We start from the raw sequence: 18,991 nt of genomic DNA on the forward strand, positions 1-18,991 counted from the left end.
AAGTGGGGTCTACTCGGCGACTATGTGTACATCAACATCACGTTTAGTTACTTAACTATTGCTAGGCAGTACAGTTTCCATAAGTACTGTTTCCTTAAGTGCTGTCTAGCGCGCATATTTTACGTGTTTGCTTTAGCGTTACCCCTAAAAAGGTTTCACCACCGCGAGACAAACGATAGCGAGAATAATTAATACCGGCGCTTCATTTAAAAAACGATAAAAACGGGGCGTGTGTCTGTTTTCGTCCCGTGCGAATTGCTTCATTAACTTAAACAAATAGAAGTGATACCCGTAAATAGCAAGCAACAACAGTAACTTTATATGAAGCCACCCTGACATTTTAAACCACGTGCCCCCGTAGCTGACAATAAGCGCAACGCCGAATGCCAGAGTTAACAAGGCGAATGGTGTAACAAAGAACCACAACCGGCGTTCCATCACCTTAAATTCATCCTTTACCACTTGAGATTGTGTGGTGGCATGGTAGACAAACAACCTAGGTAAATAAAATAACCCGGCCATCCATGCCAACATGAAAAAGATATGCAGTGCCTTAAACCATAAAATGTACATATTAGTAATGAGCCTTTTGTAAGAAGCTTTGCAGGATATTCCACGTAACTACGCCAATAATATCGTTAAGCTCCTGATCGTAAATATAAACAGCGCCAGAGCGCGAATTTTTGAGATGTTCATACACTTCGTGCAGTGTGGACTGCGCACTTATGCCTTCCATATCATAATAGTTTAAGGCAGATGCATCGTGTTCCAAGCTGACATTGTATTGGACCAGTTTATACTGCACATCTATTTCAAACTTTGACTTCTGAATGACAATTTTTGTTGGATTACTTTCTAAGTAGTTGAAAAGTGCAGCCTCTGGTGCATCGTGAAAAAGTTTGTACTCTGTGTTCATGGCCGCAAGTACGCCGGTTTTTTCAAGGGCCTCGCGAATAGACGAAATGGCGTAAGGTAAGTTCTGGTAGTCGAGCTGACGGATGAATATGGAACGGTTACCGAAAAACTGCGTTGAGGTCACGTAAGCAGGCACAATGACAAGCATAGCGGGCAAAATTATTTGCGGGCTATATGAAAGTTCCATAACCGCAGATAGGGCAGCAAGGGGGGCGTGCAAAACCGCAGTCAGCATGCCGGCTATGCCCAGTAAAGCGAAGCTGTTGGTAAACTCAGGAACGTTGATAAAGTAGGAAAGCGGTAATAACAACACCGCGCCTGCCAGCATGCCAATTACCATCACTGGGCCAATGATGCCCCCCGGTATTCCCAAACCAATAGCGAACACCGCCAGTATCACCTTGAATATTAGGGTAGATACCAGTAGTAAAGCGCCCGGAGAGCTATCAAACAAATGCTCTACGTCTATAAAATTAGCACCAAGCGCCTCGGGGATAAACATACCGATTGTACCGGTTATTAGCGCGGCAAGTACTAAGCGCCACACCATAGAAACGGGGCGAAACCAGGTCATAACGCGCATTAACTGGCTGTTGAATAACACCGCCAACATGCCCAGTAAAACACCTAACAGCACCAAGTAAAAGTACATCCACTGGCTGAACGCGTTAAAAGATAAAAACGACAGTTCGTTCACTTCGCCAAACACTATTCTGGTCAGTACAGAGCCGCAGGCGGCCGCTAGCATAATGGGAACAAAGATATGAATTTTGTATTCTCGAAGCACCACTTCCATAACAAAAATAACGGCGGCAAATGGGGTGTTGAACGATGCCGAGATACCTGCAGCAATGCCGCACCCAGCCAGAATACGTATACTGTTGTAAGGCAGCCTAAGCCATTGCCCTAAAAAGCTACTGCCAGATGCGCCCATGTGTACCGATGGACCTTCTCTTCCTACAACAAAGCCCCCCGCTAAGGCAAGCATGCCGCCAAAAAACTGGTTTATTGTGGTTCTAAGTGGTACATAGCCGTAATAATACTTAACCCTGTGTATAACGAAGGGGATACCCAGTCGGTAATGCTTGAAGCCAGTAAGAAATGCGATGAACAGTATTAACCCTACGCTGATAAAAGGCATGATAAGCCAAACTAACCAGTCGTAGGTAAGCACAGCTTGAAGCGACGATACGCCTGTTTCTTTTAGCCACTCAACACAGAGCCGAAACAATATAATGATAAGCGCCGCGCAGGTTCCCCCTACAATGCCCAGCATGCACAACTGAATGGATGTGCGTGGGTGAGCTACTTCCTCTCTTAAAGCCTGCAAGCGCATGTTGTGGTACAGTTGATTAACGTAGCTAGCAGCTTACCATAAACACTTAAAATTCATAATATTTAGAACGCTTTAGCACTGAGTGTTTTTTATAGATGTAGAGAAGATGACAACAGATCAGTTAAAAGAAGTACTAGGCAATTATAAATGGTCACTGCTGGTGGCGCTTATTATGTTAGTCATGGTGGGGTTTGGTTATAAACTCGCCCGAATGATTGATGAGGGAGACCGTAAAAAAGTACAGGCCCAGCAAGACACTATTGCCATTTTGTCTAGCGAAAATAACACCCTGACCACGAGAGTAAATCAACTTGAAGTGGCTATAGAATTATCAAAACTAGAAGCAGAAAAAATTACCAGCACCTTAAGTGAGCAGAAAAAAGAGCTAGAAGCGCAGCAAGAGCTATTAGGCTTTTACGAGCGGGTGATGGCCCCAGAAAAAGTTGATGCAGGCTTTGCCATTGAGGGGGTGGAAGTCTTTCCCGTCGCTGAAGAAGCTTACCAGCTAAGAATGGTGTTACTTCAGCCGAAGCAGAAGAAAGCGGTAATAAATGGCAATGTTAAAATTGCGATTACAGGGAAGCGAAATGGCGAGCCGGTAACGCTAACATCGGGTAAATCAGGTGCATTGGGTGAGGATGTGAAATACCGCTTTCGCTTTTTCCAAGCGGTTAACCTAACGCTCAACATTCCCGGCGATATAGATATTGAAACCATCGAGTTATCTACCACTGTGTATCAATATAAGACGCGAAAAGATAACTATGAGCTAAGCGTACCTTGGAATAAGGCGCTTTCCGTTGGCGTGGAATAATTCCAAGTTAATGACTATAACTAAAGCCTGTATCGAGAAGCGTTAGCTTAGCGTAAGGCAGTCATAATGATAAAGGCGCACCGGTTTACTGGCGCGCCAACACGTTTTTACTATTAACTTTCTAGGGTAACCGTTCCCTGCATTATGCCAATGTGGCCTGGGAAAGAGCAGAAAAACATATAGTCTTCATCTTTACTCAACCCTTTTACTGAAAACGTGGTAGAGGTTTCTTCACCGCCGCCAATAATTTCTGTAGCGCCAATGACTCTCTCATCGTTAGGCTTAATGTAGTTATTGTCTAAACCAGCGCTCATACCGTCGGTTGCTACAGCTTGGCCATCTGCCTTAGTTGTCATAACCCAGTTATGGCCCATAGATTGTTTTGGTAACTGACCGGTATGTTTAAGCGTGACGGTAAACTCATCACAGCTTGCTGGAACAACCACATTTGACGTATTAAATTGCATGGCGTCGTTACTTTCTACGGTAACAGCACAGTCATTTGCAAAAGCGCTTGAGGCGAAGAAAAGAAACGTAGCGCCTCCAAGTAACTTCTTAATCATAGATAATGTCCTTGAATTTAGATGAATTACACCTATCGGTGGAACGAAATGGTTCATCCTTACATACGTATCAGCGTACCACTAGATCACATCAAATGCTAATGGTTATCATTTGTGTTTGTTGGTGCTATGCTCAATGTACTTTCATTCGTGTAACGGCAAGTAAACGTACACAAGGTGATATGCTGCTTGCCGCGCCAATTAAACATCAAGCTAATCAGTTGGCTTTATCGAGGCGCTAGTTAGCTTTATAGCGGTCAGAATGAAACGCAAACCGTTATATTGAGTAAAAAGAGTGATCGAATTGGCTTTGCACGGATAACAATAGATATGAGCAGGTTCAAAGCAGGGGAAGCTTGCTAAGCGCAGTACCTAAGTTTTCAACCATTTTCATCAATACAAGGACACGAGTAATGACAGCGACACGCACAGAACGCGACAGCATGGGAGAGCTTGAAGTACCCAAAAACGCACTATATGGCGCGCAAACGCAACGGGCTATAAACAACTTCCCCGTAAGCGGTCAGCAAATGCCAGAGGCATTCATTCGTGCACTCATCACTGTTAAAAAGGCAGCGGCGCAAGCAAACATGAAACTTGAAGCACTAACCGTTGACCGCGGGCTAGCCATCGTTAACGCGTGTGATGAACTGTTAGCAATGGATGATGTATTAGTACACTTTCCGGTAGATGTGTTTCAAACCGGCTCTGGGACGAGTACTAACATGAATGCGAACGAAGTGATTGCGCAGCTAGCCTCACGTAACGCGAATGAAAAAGTACACCCCAACGATCATGTAAACTATGGACAAAGTTCTAACGACGTAATACCCACCACCATTCATGTAAGTGCGGCAATTGCCCTATCGGGCGAACTCATCCCTGCGGTCGAAAGCTTAATTGAGGTGATTGAAGTCAAAGCAGAGTCTGTGGCGCAATACTGCAAGACAGGGCGTACACATTTAATGGATGCTATGCCTGTTCGTATGGACCAAAGCCTAATGGCGTGGTCGGCACAACTAAAACAGCAGGTAGCAACCCTTCGCTCAGTGCAGCCCGCAATTCAAACCCTAGCCCAAGGGGGGACCGCAGTAGGGACGGGGATAAACGCCCATGCCGACTTTGCCCCAGCGTTTTCTGAAACGTTAAAAGAACTTACTGATATTCCGTTTACGCCAGCAGATAATTTTTTTGCACTTATCGGCTCGCAGGATACGGCGGTAACCTTATCTGGTGCGCTGAAAAGCTTAGCGGTGACGTTAATGAAAATCGCGAACGATTTGCGCTGGATGAATTCCGGCCCGCTAGCTGGGCTTGGCGAAATAGCGTTACCGGCATTACAGCCTGGCTCGTCTATTATGCCTGGCAAGGTGAACCCGGTAATTCCCGAAGCCGTGGCGATGGCTTCTGCTCAGGTTATTGGGAATGATGCGGCCATAACCGTGGGCGGCCAGTCTGGTAACTTTGAGCTTAATGTGATGCTGCCAATGATTGCGACCAACTTGCTTTCAAGTTTGTCGCTAATGACCAACAGTGCAAGCCTTATCGGCGAACAGGCGATTAAAGGGTTTACCGTTAACCAGGATAATTTAGAAGAAGCGCTTTATCGAAACCCGGTACTTGTAACCGCCCTAAACCCGGTTATTGGCTACGCTAAAGCTGCGGAAATTGCAAAAACCGCTTATAAGGAAAACAAGCCGGTTATCGATGTGGCCGAGGCGATGACAGATATTCCCAGAGACGAGTTGGTACAACTGTTAGACCCTGAAAAGTTAACCCGGCCTTAAATATAAAACATGCCCCTAAACGCGAAAAAGTGCGACCGAGAGTCGCACTTTTTCGTCTTAACGCCGCCGTAAAAACCTGAGCAACAATGCTAGCCCCCCTTGCCGCGTAAAAACTATTCGCTTGTTGGCATGCTCTTGGCTTAGTCTTTGAAATAAAAGTATGCCAATAACGTGTTAAACACACCGCACAGTTGCTGTATGTACACGCAATTTTTGATACAGTGACACACTGAAAGATTTATACAGCTGCGTTAGACAGCAACAACATATTGCGCTAATAGGTTTTGCTTTAAAGCTTAGTCACAAGCAACACCTTTTCGGGAAGAAAAAATGACAGAAACTTGCTTTCGCATGAAGGGCACTACGCTCACCAGTATTGTGTTAGAAGTATTAGATTTTGAGCCAGATAACTTTGAAGCTCAGTTGTCTCAGAAGGTTGCCAGTGCGCCACAGTTTTTCACGCGTTCCTCACTGATATTGCACCTCATTAAGCCCCTATCGGCCACTGAATTCGAACTACTTGTTGCACTGTGTCGCAGGTTACAGCTACAGCCTATGGCGGTTAAAGGGGAAGTGGCAGAGCTAAAACTAACGATTAATGACTTAGGTCTTGCCGATGTAAGTCAAAGTAAATTCACAGATAGTACGCTTCGTTCACAAAAAACAGCGCAAAGTGCTGAGGTTAAAAGCGAAAGCACAACCAACAGCGATGCGGAGTCTGCTCAATCTCAAAATAATGAGCCGGCCGCACCGGCAAAGGCTGAAGCGATAAGCCCGCCTGCTGTAGCTACGCTAAAGCCTGCCAAGGTGATTAACCGCCCGGTAAGGTCTGGTCAGCAAGTTTATGCAGAAGGAAGCGACTTAGTAGTTACGGCATCCGTGAGTGAAGGGGCCGAACTGCTTGCCGATGGCAACATCCATGTTTACGGGACACTGCGCGGCCGTGCGCTCGCAGGCGTAAAGGGAAATACCGGCGCTCGCGTATTTTGTCAGTCGTTAGATGCAGAACTAATTTCAATTGCAGGGCAATTCATTATGCACGAAACCGTGAAAGGTGAATGCTGGAAGAAACCTGCGCAAGTATTTTTAGAAGAAGAAACGTTACGTATAGAGCCGTTGGCTTAATGCTTTGTACGCACTAATAGGAAAGAATAGATGGCAAAGATTATCGTAGTAACCTCAGGAAAGGGAGGTGTGGGTAAAACCACATCAAGTGCAGCAATTAGTACAGGGCTTGCATTAGCAGGGCACAAAACCGTGGTGATCGACTTCGATGTGGGTTTGCGAAACCTCGATCTGATCATGGGCTGTGAGCGTCGTGTTGTTTACGATTTTGTGAATGTTATTAATAAAGAAGCGTCGCTTAAGCAGGCCCTTATTAAAGACAAGCGCACAGAAAACTTGTTTATTCTACCGGCTTCTCAAACCCGTGATAAAGATGCCCTAACCGTTGATGGTGTTCAGGCCGTACTCGACGAACTTAAAAAAGACTTCGAGTTTATTATCTGCGATTCTCCAGCAGGTATTGAGCAGGGCGCACAAATGGCATTGTACTTTGCTGACGAGGCCATTGTGGTTACAAACCCTGAGGTATCATCAGTGCGCGATTCAGACAGAATCCTGGGTATTTTACAAAGCAAGTCAATGCGTGCTGAAAAAGGCGAGCCGGTAAAAGAGCACCTTCTTTTGACCCGCTACAACCCGTCTCGGGTAGAAAGCGCCGAAATGCTGAGCGTTGCTGATGTTGAAGAAATACTCGCTATCCCACTATTAGGTGTTATTCCAGAGTCAGAATCAGTGCTAAAAGCATCGAACCAAGGGCAACCGGTTATTCTTGACGAAGAGGCTAACGCAGGACAAGCTTATGCTGACGCCGTTAAACGTCTGCTAGGCGAAACTGTTCCACATCGTTTCCTTGATGCAGAGAAAAAAGGGTTCTTTAAGCGTCTGCTAGGAGGGAAGTAATGGGCATTTTTGACTTACTCAAAAAGAAGCAAAAACCGAGCACTGCGGCGGTTGCCAAGGAGCGGTTACAAATTATTGTGGCCCATGAACGTAAGAAGCGCACCGAGCCTGACTATTTGCCCATGATGCAGCAAGAGATTATTCAGGTTATCCGTAAATACGTCACTATTGCCGATGACCAGGTGTCGGTGCAGCTAGACAATAACGACGAGTGCAGCGTACTAGAATTGAACGTTACATTACCTGACAGCAACAGCTGAAGGTATTACAAAGTCACGAATCAATTGCTTGGCAAGCTAGGCGGTGAAAGTGAGTAAAAACTAATCACTTCGCCTAGCTTGCGCAATGAGTGCTTCGTCGACATCAAGCTGCTTTGAAGCCTGGGCTATAAGGTTTTCATCAAGAGGCGGAGGCGCAACCTCAACACCTTCGCTTAGCGCGTTGACGATAGTTTCAAGTACGTCTATACGCGCCTGCCATTTGTATTCCCCATTAATAATATGCCAAGGCGCATAAGACGTGTGGGTGTGTTTAAACATTTCATTTGCGGCGGCAATATATTCGTTTCGCATTCGACGATTGTGTAAGTCCTCTTCAGTTAACTTCCAGCGTTTGAATGGGTTATGTAACCTCTCTTCAAAACGTTCCCTTTGTTCTTTAGATGATATATGCATAAACAGTTTTACAATGCGTACGCCGTTATCACTCAGCGTTTGCTCAAATTCGTTAATTTCGCGGTAGCTGCGCTGCCAAATAGGGCGTTCAATAAGGCTGTTCACTCGTTCCACAAGCACTCGACCATAATGGGAGCGGTCAAATATATGAAGTGAACCAGGGGGCGGGATGTGTTTCCAAAAACGATATAAAAAGTGTTTTTCCTGATCTGATTGGGCAGGCTTAGCCACTGGGAAAACAGAAACACCTCTAGGATCTAGTTTTTCTGTAAGCCGCCTTATGGCACCACCTTTACCCGAGGCATCCCACCCCTCAAAGACAATAAGCGCTCGTTTCTTTTGATGATAATAGGACTGCTGCACGTGGAATAACGCTTCCTGATAGCTTGCAAGTGCGTTTTTGTATTCATCCTTACTTTTAAAACGAGAACTTCCAAAATCGTCAAAAAGACTTGGGGTAGTTGGTTTTTTAGCGCCATCTATCATAATAAATCTCTTACTATTCAATGAGTAATATCATTCTATAAGTGTTTTTATTAATTTTTCGCGACCAGCCGTGCAGAAATAAAAAGAACGTCTACACTTACCTGTCAATTTAAGCTATCAGGATTAGAACATGCAGTTCAATGTTTACCCGTTCTTTCTTTTATTCCTTATGCTCTTCTCCTTTCCTTCTCTTGCATCGCTTTGGAGCGAAAATGAACTTCATATTCAGCAAGGCAAGTTAAACCAGCCTTTCGCCGACGTGTCGGGCACCACATCAGACACAACGATAGTCACGTTTCAGCACGCCAGTGGTTGGGAGTACGGCCAACATTTTTTCTTCGTAGACTATGCCAGTACCGAGGACGACGACTCTCTCTACGCTGAGTGGTATCCAAGCCTGAGTACCCACGCCCTTTTTGACAGTACCTACGGCGGGGTATTGAAAGATATTAGTGTTGTTATGGGCGTGAATATGGCTCCCGAGTCAGATGTACTTAAGTATTTACCAGGTGTTCAGCTACATTTAGATGTAGACGGCTTCCAATTTTTAAACCTTCTGATTGCTGGGTACATAGACGACAGCGAAGGCATTAGCGCAGGCGGCGCACCAAAAGAAGGTGACAGCTGGATGCTAGATCTTGCTTGGCGATATCCATTAGCGATTAAATCTCAACACTTCTACATCGAAGGTCACGTTGAGTATATCGATTAGCGTTCTTCTGAAATACCGGGCGTCACTGTCGAATCGTGGGTATTGGCACAAGCACAAGTACGCTGGGATGCAGGAAATGCGTTTTTTGACGTTAAAGACAGGTTGTTTCTTGGTATTGAATATCAATACTGGAACAACAAACTGGGTACGCAAGAAAAGGACAACACCGTACAAGCGTTAGCAGTTTGGCGGTTTTAAACAGATACTTTCCGTTTTACCCTCTAACCATGAGAGATGGGTTAGCATACGGTTGAATCGTTAAGTTTCGCCCCAATAATTGCTAACTATCCGCAAGTATTAGATAATTGCGGCCAAGCACAAAGTGCAATCGCACTAGGTTAATGTAGAGGTGGGTATGTCTGTAGAAACGGCGTTGCCAATAGAGTTTTCCGACGCTGCCGCAGCGAAAGTGAAAACCCTTGTTTCAGAAGAAGAAAATCCTGATTTGAAATTACGTGTATACGTAACAGGTGGTGGTTGTTCGGGCTTTCAATACGGCTTCACGTTCGATGAGAAAGTAAATGAAGGCGATATGACCATTGAAAAAGACAGCGTGACCTTGGTGGTTGACCCTATGAGCTTACAATATCTTGTAGGTGGTGTAGTGGATTATGTGGATGGGCTGGAAGGTTCTCGATTCCTAGTACAGAACCCAAATGCCACTACAACCTGTGGCTGTGGCGCAAGCTTCAGCGTTTAGCGCTATTGAGTTGTACTCGCGAAGACTTAGATAGGTATACATCGCAACATTCTGTATGCCTATCGGTTGTCGCACTTTTCGTCTTTCCTTTGTTTACTTTTCGTGGCTACACTTGATTCATCAACGATAACTGTTTAGGACAGCGTTTATGAAACTGTATGGCTCTACCACCTCTCCTTATGTTCGCCGTATTCGTATTGTGTTGGCGTCTACGGAGCATGCGTTTTTAAACCTTCAAATATTCTCAGGTGAAGATCGCGAACTACTCGCCTCTCGTAACCCAACGCTTAAAGTTCCGTGCCTCGAAGATGACGGCCAAATGATTTTTGACTCTCGTATTATTTATAACTACCTCGCTGACAAGCTGGATCACGAAGGCTTGAGTTGGGAAGAAGAGAACCAGTTGACCTTAATCGATGCGGCTAACGATTCATTTGTACAGCTGATGTTACTCAAGCGTTCTGATTTCGACATTAGCCAAGATAAGATGTACTTCAGACTTCAAAACGAGCGCATTGAAGCAGTGCTTAGCGCATTATCCGAACAACTGGATGCAGGTGGCTTCAGCGGCTGGACATACCCAGAGATTTGCTTGTACACCATGATTGATTGGGTGCTCTTTAGAGAACTACACGACATGAAGGATTACCCTCAACTGCTGGAGTTTCATGAACAGCATCACAACCGTATTGAAGTTACCGCCACAGACCCTCGAAGCTAGGTTTTCCTCTAGTACCCACGGGAAAAGTCAAATTGGTATTTAAGTGGTTGGCCTTCAAGGTAGCGCTTGGCATTGTCTAGAAACACGTCTGCCACGTCACTTGGCTGAGACTCAGCGGCGGTATGGGCGGTAATGGTGATGTTAGGGTGGTGCCAGAAGGGGTGTGTTGTATCTAACGGCTCTTCGCGAAATACATCGAGCACAGCATGGGCAAAGGCGCCGCTATTAAGCGCATTAAGCAGCGCCTCATCATCAACTGCGCTGCCCCGTCCTGCGTTAATGAAAACACTATGGCTTTTCAGTGCGCTAAAAAAGTCATTAGACAGTAAATTATGGGTGCTAGGTGTATCTGGCATTAAATTCACTACGTGATCGCATGCACTTGCAAACGCTGTGATAGTGTCTGGTGTGTACACCTTTTCTACCCCTTTTATATTGTCGCCACTTCTCGTTAAGCCTACAACCTTCATACCCAAAGCGTGGGCGACGGGAATAAGTGCTTGGCCTATACTGCCTAACCCCGCAACGCCTAGTGTTTGGCCATGTAGGGGAATGCGTTGCGACGCTTCCCATTTCGGCACACCGGCGCGCTGGTTTTGCTCAAAAGCCTTTGTGTTTCTGGCATGCTGAAGTAAATAGGCAAAAACGTATTCACGCATAAGTTTGCCAAAAATACCTTTTAGCCCAGTTAGGTTGTAGTCTGTTTTAGTGGCGTTGAGAAGCGGGGCGTTACCCGCCCAGGTTGACTGGCACCAGACCAATGTTGAACACTTATCAATGATAGAAGCGGTAAGGTCGGGGTCGGCGAGTAATACGGTCACATTTTCTGCATCGATCGCGTCAGGGCGATGGGTAACGCATTCAAGCTCGATAAGTGGCTGGCCATCCCCGCGTCTGAACGTCTGATTATTAGCCAGTTTGTCGCGAAGTGCTTTAGCAATCTCATGAGCCTCATCGCTTAAAATTGTGAGCTTAATCATCTTTGAACCCCTTACCGTCATTCGCTTATCCTTCCCAAAGTAAACTTTTCTTTCCTATGCATGGACGTAAAATCGTCGCGCTGGTTGTTCTAAAAATGTGATTTAAGTTTTACATTTTTGTAAATAGTGTTGGTGCGCGCTAACGCGTATCTGAAGTCAATTCGCAATGGAATCGCCATGCAGTCAGAAAATAACTATCAAAACACCGTATCAACCGCTGTTGATGTAAAAAATGCTAAAGTGCTTTCGCCTAAGCGTAACACGACTAAAGCTGAAACCACTGAAGGTTTGGTGGAAGAACAGCTTTCTCATTTTGGCATTGATGCCTCAAGCGAGTATGGCAAAGCCCTAGCGAATACGGCCCATCATTTATACGGCGCCCATGCGAGCGTGATGCAGCTGTGGGACATTACCAGCAATACGCTGCAAGGACTCGACAAAGAAGACCGAGTGGCATATTTCAATGCTAAAAAGTTTCTATCTTTTCAAATCGCTAAAATCTTGGATACGTTACAAAACCCATTTCGCGCAACTTACCAAAGTTTATCAAGCGGAAGTGGCTCTCAGGGGCACTATCCTTTATTTGATAACGTGACCGCGCTGTTTTCGGCAACACCTGTGGTAGTTAGAACCGCAACCTATGTGTATGCCTGCACCGAATGGGTAGACGATGCGTTTCAGGGTAAAGAGTTTACCCATCAAATTTACTCGCGTTTATTAAATCCTACCAACATCTCGCTCGCCAATGCGATTGTTGATATGGAAGCTGGCCCTTATGCTGCTGACTATTTGGCGTGGAACTTTAATTCGGGTATGGCTGCAATAGACGCCTGCTTGTCTAATGTATTGAGCCATGGCGATGTACTCATTGTTTCTCGAAACGTTTACGGCGGCGTGTATCAACTGCTTCACGATTATTTCGCTCGACGAAACAGAATGGATATTCAAATAGCATGGTTTGACGGTTACGACACGCAAAGCTTTGCGAAATTTATGCAGCAAACCAAAGCGGAGTATGCTGATCGCCTAGATAATGGCGCTAACATGCATGTTTATTTAGAGTCGCCTTGTAACCCCCATGGTTACGTTTTGGATGTGCCAGGAATCTGTGAGCTAGCCCATGCGCAAAATGCATTAGTCATGTTAGATTCCACGCTGGCAACGCCCGTGCTTCACCAGCCGCTGCAACACAAAAATAAAGCTGCACGGCCTGACTATGTTATTCACAGCTACACCAAGGACTTGTGTGGTAGCGGGGCAACAACGGCGGGGGTTGTAATAGGCGAGGGGCATCGTATGTTTCAGCCTAAAGGAAGTTCAGTCAATGGGGTAGACTGGTCTGAGACCATGTTTTGGGATGTGTACTACATTAAAGGCGCGTTTCTTGATTCTGAAAAAGCATTTGATGTGCTAAATGGCATGAAAACCCTTGAACAGCGCATGATGACCAAAGTCATTAATACCCAGGTTTTTACCTCTTTCCTTAACGCGCATAATCAAATTAGGGTGAACTGCCACGCACTGCCAGAGCATGAAAACGCTGGGCTTCGTGAAAAACAGCATACGCATGGCTGGCCTTGTACGCTGTTCACCGTAGATATGGCCCCCGCAAACTTGCCTCGCGATGTATTCGTAGGTTTCTTCGATGCGTTAGAGCCGGCATTTAGCCATCAGGTAAGCATAGGTCAAAACAATACGATAGTTTTATGTCCTGCACTTACGTCTCACTCTGAGCTAAGTAGCGATGAACAGAAAAAAGCAGGCATAGAGCTTACAACAATGCGTATCGCCATGGGGACTGACAATGTAAAACAGTTAATTGCTCATTTTATGCTAGCCGCAAAGCATTTTATTGAACCGCATGCGCCAGGCTTTTGTGAGAAGTTTATGGCGAACGCTGATATTGACGCATTGTACGTCTCGGTAAGCGAAAGAGTATGTTCACAGCACTTTAGCAGCAAAGCCAGTATGGATTCGCTCATGAAAGGTGCATAAGTGGACGTTTAAGCTCAAGAAAATGCTGTAAGCTGTCGATACCGTTATGAGGATGTTCTCCTTCTCCCGGGCCTTTCCTTACGCGGGCTCGGGATTTTTTTATCTGCATCAAAGCGACATAGGGCTTAGCGCTTTTAGGCCTTTGGTGTACAGTAATAAATAAAATACCCTTAACAGTTAAACGTAACTAAGGCGGCGTTATGCACGAGTTTAAAATTGATGTGACCCTAGATGCATCATTGCCCTTTGTTTTTGCGGCGTTTCATGAGCCTGAATATCTTTCTCAGTGGTTTGCGCCTGGCGATTGCATGGTGACTCAAGTCATGATCGACTTTAAAAGTGGTGGGCGCTACCGCATCAAAATGATGTACCCGAGTGGCATAGAAATGTCGTTGACCGGTGAATACGTGCTTATTTTAGCTAACGAGCAGCTGTCTTTTTCTTGGGCATGGGAAGATAACATGGAAGAGTCTGTTATGACATCCGTGGACGTTCACTTTGAAGAAACGGAAGAAAATCAAGTGCGCTTAGTGCTTTTGCAGCAGGGGTTTATGAATAAAAAAGAATGCGATCAGCACCACTTTGCGTGGATGTCGTGCTTAGAAAAATTGGCTGTGCTATCGAAAAAGAAAAAAACGTTCAGCTAAAACCTATGTGCTATTAGGTATGCGCGCCTTCAAGTAATAAATAGCGTGTTTAAAAGGCAGAGCGCGTTGCTCTGCCTTTTACATTAACGCTCGCTGCCCTTTGGTTAGGTCAACGATGTCATTGCTTCTTTTCCACTCTTCTCTCGGTAAGTCTCGTAGTCGTTGTAGCCTTCCTCGCCACCACCATACCACGTCGACGGGTCGTCAAATGAGGCAAGAGGGTAGTCGTGCTTGAAGCGGGTAGGCAAATCCGGGTTGGTGATCCAAGGTCTACCAAAGGCAATCATGTCCGCATCGCCGTCAGCCAGTCGCTTCTCAGCGTCTTCTTTCGTGTAGCCACAATTACCCATTAACATGCCATCGTACAGCGCTCTGAACTCGGCTAACGTCATGGCTTCACCGCGCTCATGAAAGCCAAATGCTAAGCCGTCCATAACGTGAAGATAGCCCACTTTCAACTTATTTAGTTGTTGTGCGACATAGGTAAAAGTCTCGCGGAAATCATCAGCGCCCATATCATTAAAGGCGCCATTTGGCGATAATCTGACCCCTACGTTTTCCTCTGGCCACACGCCTAACACGGCGTCCATTACCTCAGCTAAAAAGCGGTAGCGATTTTCTAGATTACCGCCATAGCTGTCTTCTCGTTGATTGCTACGGCTATCTAAAAATTGATTGATAAGATAGCCATTCGCAGCGTGAACCTCTACGCCATCGAACCCTGCGGCTTTGGCGTTAATGGCTGCTTTTTTGTAGTCTTCTACGGTGCGTTTAATATCGTCTGACGTCATCGCTTTTGGCACTTCGTAAGGTTTTTTGCCTTTGGGCGTATGTATCTCGTCACCTTCAATTTTTATGGCCGAGGCCGACAAGGGCAAATCTCCGTTGTGAAAATCGCTGTGAGAGGCCCTGCCAGTGTGCCACAGCTGAAGAACAATTTTGCCACCCGCCTCGTGAACGCGATTTACAATAGAACGCCAGCCTTCAACCATGTCGTCGGTATAAATTCCAGGGGTATCAACCCAGCCAATGCCTTCTTCTGAAATGGCGGTTGCCTCTGTGATGATAAGACCTGCATCGGCACGTTGAACGTAGTGATCGCCCATGATTTTATTCGGTATGCGGTCTTCACCCGCACGCCCTCGCGTCATTGGCGCTAATACCATGCGGTTTTGCAATGTGTTGCTGGCCCAATCAAACGAGCTAAAAAGTACTGAATCTGTCATTCACTATCCTTATTTTATGTGTAATACGTTGTCGCAAAGATTCATCTGGTGATAAGACCAATGACCATGTGTGCCCTTATTTCGGTATGCAAAAATGGACAGCTGGCCAAAACAACACCACGATGTAACCATTAAGCGATGTGCAGTAGTAGTGAATACACAATTTGTACGCGGTTGGATTGCTTAAACCGTACTTTATAATAATGACGGTGATTACTTTGATAAGAGCGCTTAATGCGCTCTTATTTTATTGACGGGAAATAATACAGACTATTGTATGAGAAGACCCGCAAGATTTACGTCAAACCTTAGGCCCAATACAATCGCATCATCAAGCTCGCTAACTCTGTCGCGTTCTGCGAACTGATCGGGGTTAATAATATAGTGTACATTTGGCTGAATGCGAACGTGTTGGTTTAACTGATAACCGTAGCTCAACTCCAACATTGTTTGACTACTCGGTGGGGTGCCCACACCGCCATTCATCGCTCGCAATATACGTTGGTCTTCTAAGGCTTCATCGGTGTACTGCTGTCGGGTGAAGACGAATCCAATAGTATCGTTAGGTCGAGAAGCAAGCGTGCCGCGCATTACGAAACCCGCTTTAAGATAATAGTCTTCAATCAGTTCCCCCGACGTGCCGGTAAGCACAGCGCCAAATAAGGTTAACCCTTCTTTAGTGGACGGGTTGGGGCGAGTGACGGTTTGCTCGAAGCGAGCAAACACACCGGAGCGACCATTTCGAACGGCGTAGTCATTTCCCGATAAGGCGGCATAATTCCCTTGCTCGTCAAAAACTGGGTCGGTGTAGTCAGCACCGTCATACCAGCCGCCAATTTCGTATCTTCTTGGTAACGCATCGTTATCCCACGTTGTCTGGTAGCCTAGCGTAAAAGGGACAACAACGCCTGTGGCTTCATTCGTAGCCCAGTCAAAACCATGGTCGCCTAAGTCCTGATGGCTTGTGTTATCTTCATAAATACCCGTGTGGAAATACGTGTTTGATGATAGCCAATATTTTGCGTGACCACCCCAGCTAGACACAGGCCACCAAGTAAAGTTACTGGTTCTAAATACAAAAGTAGGGTTTCCGCATGCCGCGTTGGTCTGAAAATACTGACACAGTTCAGATCCTAAGAAACTAATATTAGCTACGGTACGGCCGCCTTCCAGTTCTAAATCGCCATCCAAAAAGGTCGAGGCAATGGTGAACCGAGCGAGGCGGGTGTTTTGACCGCCAAAGATTTCCTGTACCGACGTACTGTTACCAATATAATGTTCTGCTAAATTTTTACCGTGTCGGTTGGTCATCGCAACATGAATTTTTGTATCTTCCCAGTTGAACAGGGTATTTAGATCGAGTTCCCCTCCTACAAAAAGCTGCCCTGCGTATGCACTGCCTCTGCGCTCACCGCCTTCGACGTTAGTTGCCGATTCCCCGGTGTAGCTTGCTTGAAAGTCGAAAGCATCTTGCCACTTGCCTTGGTCGGCCTGGGCTGTGCCAGACACCAAAAGAGTGGTTGATAGTAAAGCTGCACTCAGGTTTTGCTGAAAGCCTCCGGTATTTTTAATTCGCGTAGGTTTTCTCATCATTATTCTCTCTGTCAAAATTGCTCGTTTAACCCAAACTTGTGTTAGTTAGGGAACGCAGACACCAATACGTTTTTGCTAACTCTTTGTTGAAACTAACTAAACTGGAAGTTAGCAAGATTACAACGCATTAACATTTGTGGCTTTTGAGCGAAATTTATCTGACCTTTCGATTTAAATCAACCTTGTTTATTTAAATTATTTACAGATTGTGTTGTTTTTTGGTTAACGGGGTTTTCTGTTTTTGATAACTCTAGTCACCTCGTTGTGCTAAGTTTTATTGAATCTCGAGGTGAGTTATCTGTATGAAATTTATGAATTTATCTTTGAATAATTAAAGGGTGACGAATAAGTCAGAGCTGGATTGTTAAAACCTTTCTACATCAAAAGTATAATTTTAAGCATAATTTCTAATAAGTAAATTAAATTGATTTATTGACAGGCGTGCTGGGCAGTGATTAAATTGCTTAACTAATTATTTACAAGCGAAAGGCCGTTCTTATGAAAAACAACGCCCCTTTGGTTTCCAAAGACACATTGCTCCCTTTTATATTGTTAACGATTTGCTTTGCTGCATGGGGGGTGGCTGCAAATATGACAGATCCTCTGGTGAAGGTGTTTAGTAAGATATTTACTATGTCGTCTTTGCAATCTGCACTTGTTCAATTTGCTTATTATGGTGCTTATTTTTGTTTGGCAATTCCTGCTGCGTTTATCAATAAACGTTTTTCGTATAAAACTGGTGTACTTACCGGTTTAGGTTGCGCAGCGGCCGGTGCCTTTTTGTTTTACCCTGCAAGTCAAACCATGACGTACGGTTTTTTCTTGGCCGCACTTTTTGTACTAGCAGGGGGGCTTTCAATTCTTGAAACGTCTGCAAACCCTTACGTAATGGCGATGGGCAATGAAAAAAGCGCCACTCGCCGCTTAAATTTGGCGCAAGCATTTAATCCGGTAGGCACAAACCTTGGGGTATTTCTGGCTGCCACACTTATTCTGCCCAATCTCAATCAAGCGTCGGCAGAAGAGCGTGCTGCTATGTCGGTAGGTGAACTTAAATCTGTAATAGGTTCAGAGCTTGATGCAGTTATGTTGCCTTATGTTGGTATGGCTTGCGTGCTGGTTGTTGTATGGATTGCGATTGCGCTTACTAAAGCGCCAATTCAAGAGTCGGTAGAGGCTCGCGCGGAAGACGTGAACTTAGGGGCATCCCTGAAGCGCTTAGTTGCTAATAAGCATTACCGCTTTGGTGTCCTTGCTCAGTTTTTCAATGTTGGCGCACAGACTTGTGTATGGACGTTTACCATTCAGTATGCAATGGAAGCGACTGGCGGCAATGAAGTTAGCGGCGGTGAGATTTTACAATACAGCATGATTGTATTTCTTATTTCGCGCTTTGTGATGACGTGGCTAATGCAGTATCTCTATCCAGCAAGACTACTGATGATCATGTCGCTAGTTGCAATGGCATTGTGTATTTTCATGACCCAGTCACCTAACTTGGCAGGGGTAATTGCACTTGTTTCAATTTCTGCTTGTTTATCTCTGATGTTTCCTACCATCTACGGTATTGCTCTTGAAGGCTTAGGCGAAGACACTAAGCTAGGAGCGGCGGGATTGGTCATGGCTATCTTAGGAGGGGCAATTATGCCGCTTTTCCAAGCAGCCATTATTGATAGCGCTGGTATTGTCATCTCTTATGTTGTTCCCGCTATTTGCTTTCTTCTTGTAGGCAGTTACGGCTTCTTCGACATGCGTGCTAAGAAGGTGAGCGCTAAACCGCAGGCCGATGTAAAGCTTCAAGCGGTAAAAGATATGGAGATGGGGATCGCTAAGTAATTACTGAGATGTACGACGATAGGGCCAATGGATAACCATTG

19 protein-coding genes are annotated in these 18,991 nt (G+C 45.4%); 12 read left to right on the forward strand and 7 right to left on the reverse strand.

The annotated features are described in order from the left end of the window. Positions 1–144: 144 nt before the first annotated feature. Entirely contained in the window at positions 145–573 is a 429-nt protein-coding gene (locus tag ACTRWF_RS11745; RefSeq protein WP_012519611.1) for a CopD family protein, read from the reverse strand. A 1-nt stretch (position 574) separates the two neighbouring features. Then, positions 575–2,251 carry a chloride channel protein gene (locus ACTRWF_RS11750; protein WP_462835601.1) on the reverse strand — a complete coding sequence of 559 codons (1,677 nt, stop codon included), beginning with the start codon at positions 2,249–2,251 and terminating at the stop codon, positions 575–577. A 106-nt stretch (positions 2,252–2,357) separates the two neighbouring features. On the opposite strand from ACTRWF_RS11750, the gene ACTRWF_RS11755 reads away from it, so the two are divergent. Then, the gene (locus ACTRWF_RS11755) at positions 2,358–3,065 is read left to right on the forward strand and encodes a DUF6776 family protein (RefSeq protein ID WP_024016847.1); all 708 of its coding nucleotides are present in this window, start codon (positions 2,358–2,360) and stop codon (positions 3,063–3,065) included. A 113-nt stretch (positions 3,066–3,178) separates the two neighbouring features. Here ACTRWF_RS11755 and azu read toward each other — a convergent pair whose 3' ends face one another. Beyond that, complete coding sequence (gene azu, locus ACTRWF_RS11760) at positions 3,179–3,628, reverse strand: azurin (protein ID WP_024016846.1); 450 nt, start codon at positions 3,626–3,628, stop codon at positions 3,179–3,181. Between the two features lie 413 nt (positions 3,629–4,041). On the opposite strand from azu, the gene ACTRWF_RS11765 reads away from it, so the two are divergent. From ACTRWF_RS11765 to minE, 4 genes are all read left to right on the forward strand, one after another. Next, positions 4,042–5,415, forward strand: coding sequence for a lyase family protein (locus ACTRWF_RS11765; RefSeq protein ID WP_462835602.1), 1,374 nt, complete (start codon positions 4,042–4,044; stop codon positions 5,413–5,415). 330 nt (positions 5,416–5,745) lie between these two features. Next, positions 5,746–6,540 carry a septum site-determining protein MinC gene (minC, locus tag ACTRWF_RS11770; RefSeq protein ID WP_015067908.1) on the forward strand — a complete coding sequence of 265 codons (795 nt, stop codon included), beginning with the start codon at positions 5,746–5,748 and terminating at the stop codon, positions 6,538–6,540. 30 nt (positions 6,541–6,570) lie between these two features. Further along, complete coding sequence (gene minD / locus ACTRWF_RS11775; RefSeq protein ID WP_012519605.1) at positions 6,571–7,380, forward strand: septum site-determining protein MinD; 810 nt, start codon at positions 6,571–6,573, stop codon at positions 7,378–7,380. After that, positions 7,380–7,640 (forward strand): cell division topological specificity factor MinE, encoded by a 261-nt coding sequence (minE, locus tag ACTRWF_RS11780; protein WP_012519604.1) that lies wholly within the window; start codon positions 7,380–7,382, stop codon positions 7,638–7,640. The genes minD and minE overlap by 1 nt, the downstream gene beginning before the upstream one ends. 60 nt (positions 7,641–7,700) lie before the next feature. Here the strand turns inward: minE and ACTRWF_RS11785 are convergent, their stop codons facing one another. Further along, entirely contained in the window at positions 7,701–8,540 is an 840-nt protein-coding gene (locus ACTRWF_RS11785) for a polyphosphate kinase 2 family protein (protein ID WP_462835603.1), read from the reverse strand. 130 nt (positions 8,541–8,670) lie between these two features. Here ACTRWF_RS11785 and ACTRWF_RS11790 point away from each other — a divergent pair, with 130 nt between their 5' ends. From ACTRWF_RS11790 to ACTRWF_RS11805, 4 genes are all read left to right on the forward strand, one after another. Further along, a complete protein-coding gene (locus ACTRWF_RS11790; protein WP_462835604.1) occupies positions 8,671–9,252 on the forward strand; it encodes a hypothetical protein in 582 nt (193 codons plus the stop codon). Positions 9,253–9,294: 42 nt separating this feature from the next. Further along, complete coding sequence (locus ACTRWF_RS11795; protein ID WP_462835605.1) at positions 9,295–9,450, forward strand: hypothetical protein; 156 nt, start codon at positions 9,295–9,297, stop codon at positions 9,448–9,450. A gap of 157 nt (positions 9,451–9,607) precedes the next feature. After that, positions 9,608–9,952: an iron-sulfur cluster insertion protein ErpA gene (gene erpA, locus ACTRWF_RS11800; protein ID WP_012519601.1), complete on the forward strand. Its 345-nt coding sequence runs from the start codon at positions 9,608–9,610 to the stop codon at positions 9,950–9,952. A gap of 148 nt (positions 9,953–10,100) precedes the next feature. Further along, on the forward strand, positions 10,101–10,673 hold the full coding sequence (locus tag ACTRWF_RS11805) for a glutathione S-transferase family protein (protein WP_024016842.1): 573 nt from the start codon (positions 10,101–10,103) through the stop codon (positions 10,671–10,673). An 8-nt stretch (positions 10,674–10,681) separates the two neighbouring features. Here ACTRWF_RS11805 and ACTRWF_RS11810 read toward each other — a convergent pair whose 3' ends face one another. Further along, a complete protein-coding gene (locus ACTRWF_RS11810; RefSeq protein WP_462835606.1) occupies positions 10,682–11,653 on the reverse strand; it encodes an NAD(P)-dependent oxidoreductase in 972 nt (323 codons plus the stop codon). A 177-nt stretch (positions 11,654–11,830) separates the two neighbouring features. Here ACTRWF_RS11810 and ACTRWF_RS11815 point away from each other — a divergent pair, with 177 nt between their 5' ends. Next, positions 11,831–13,648, forward strand: coding sequence for an aminotransferase class I/II-fold pyridoxal phosphate-dependent enzyme (locus ACTRWF_RS11815; RefSeq protein WP_462835607.1), 1,818 nt, complete (start codon positions 11,831–11,833; stop codon positions 13,646–13,648). A gap of 200 nt (positions 13,649–13,848) precedes the next feature. Further along, positions 13,849–14,295 carry an SRPBCC family protein gene (locus ACTRWF_RS11820; RefSeq protein WP_012519597.1) on the forward strand — a complete coding sequence of 149 codons (447 nt, stop codon included), beginning with the start codon at positions 13,849–13,851 and terminating at the stop codon, positions 14,293–14,295. Between the two features lie 104 nt (positions 14,296–14,399). Here the strand turns inward: ACTRWF_RS11820 and ACTRWF_RS11825 are convergent, their stop codons facing one another. Then, positions 14,400–15,521 (reverse strand): alkene reductase, encoded by a 1,122-nt coding sequence (locus ACTRWF_RS11825; protein ID WP_287148897.1) that lies wholly within the window; start codon positions 15,519–15,521, stop codon positions 14,400–14,402. Between the two features lie 270 nt (positions 15,522–15,791). Beyond that, positions 15,792–17,111 (reverse strand): carbohydrate porin, encoded by a 1,320-nt coding sequence (locus tag ACTRWF_RS11830; RefSeq protein ID WP_462835641.1) that lies wholly within the window; start codon positions 17,109–17,111, stop codon positions 15,792–15,794. 501 nt (positions 17,112–17,612) lie between these two features. On the opposite strand from ACTRWF_RS11830, the gene fucP reads away from it, so the two are divergent. Next, positions 17,613–18,950, forward strand: a complete 1,338-nt coding sequence (gene fucP, locus ACTRWF_RS11835; RefSeq protein WP_015067899.1) for an L-fucose:H+ symporter permease — start codon at positions 17,613–17,615, stop codon at positions 18,948–18,950. Positions 18,951–18,991 lie beyond the last annotated feature (41 nt).

Source organism: Alteromonas sp. G5_S2_22_S1, assembly GCF_054968525.1.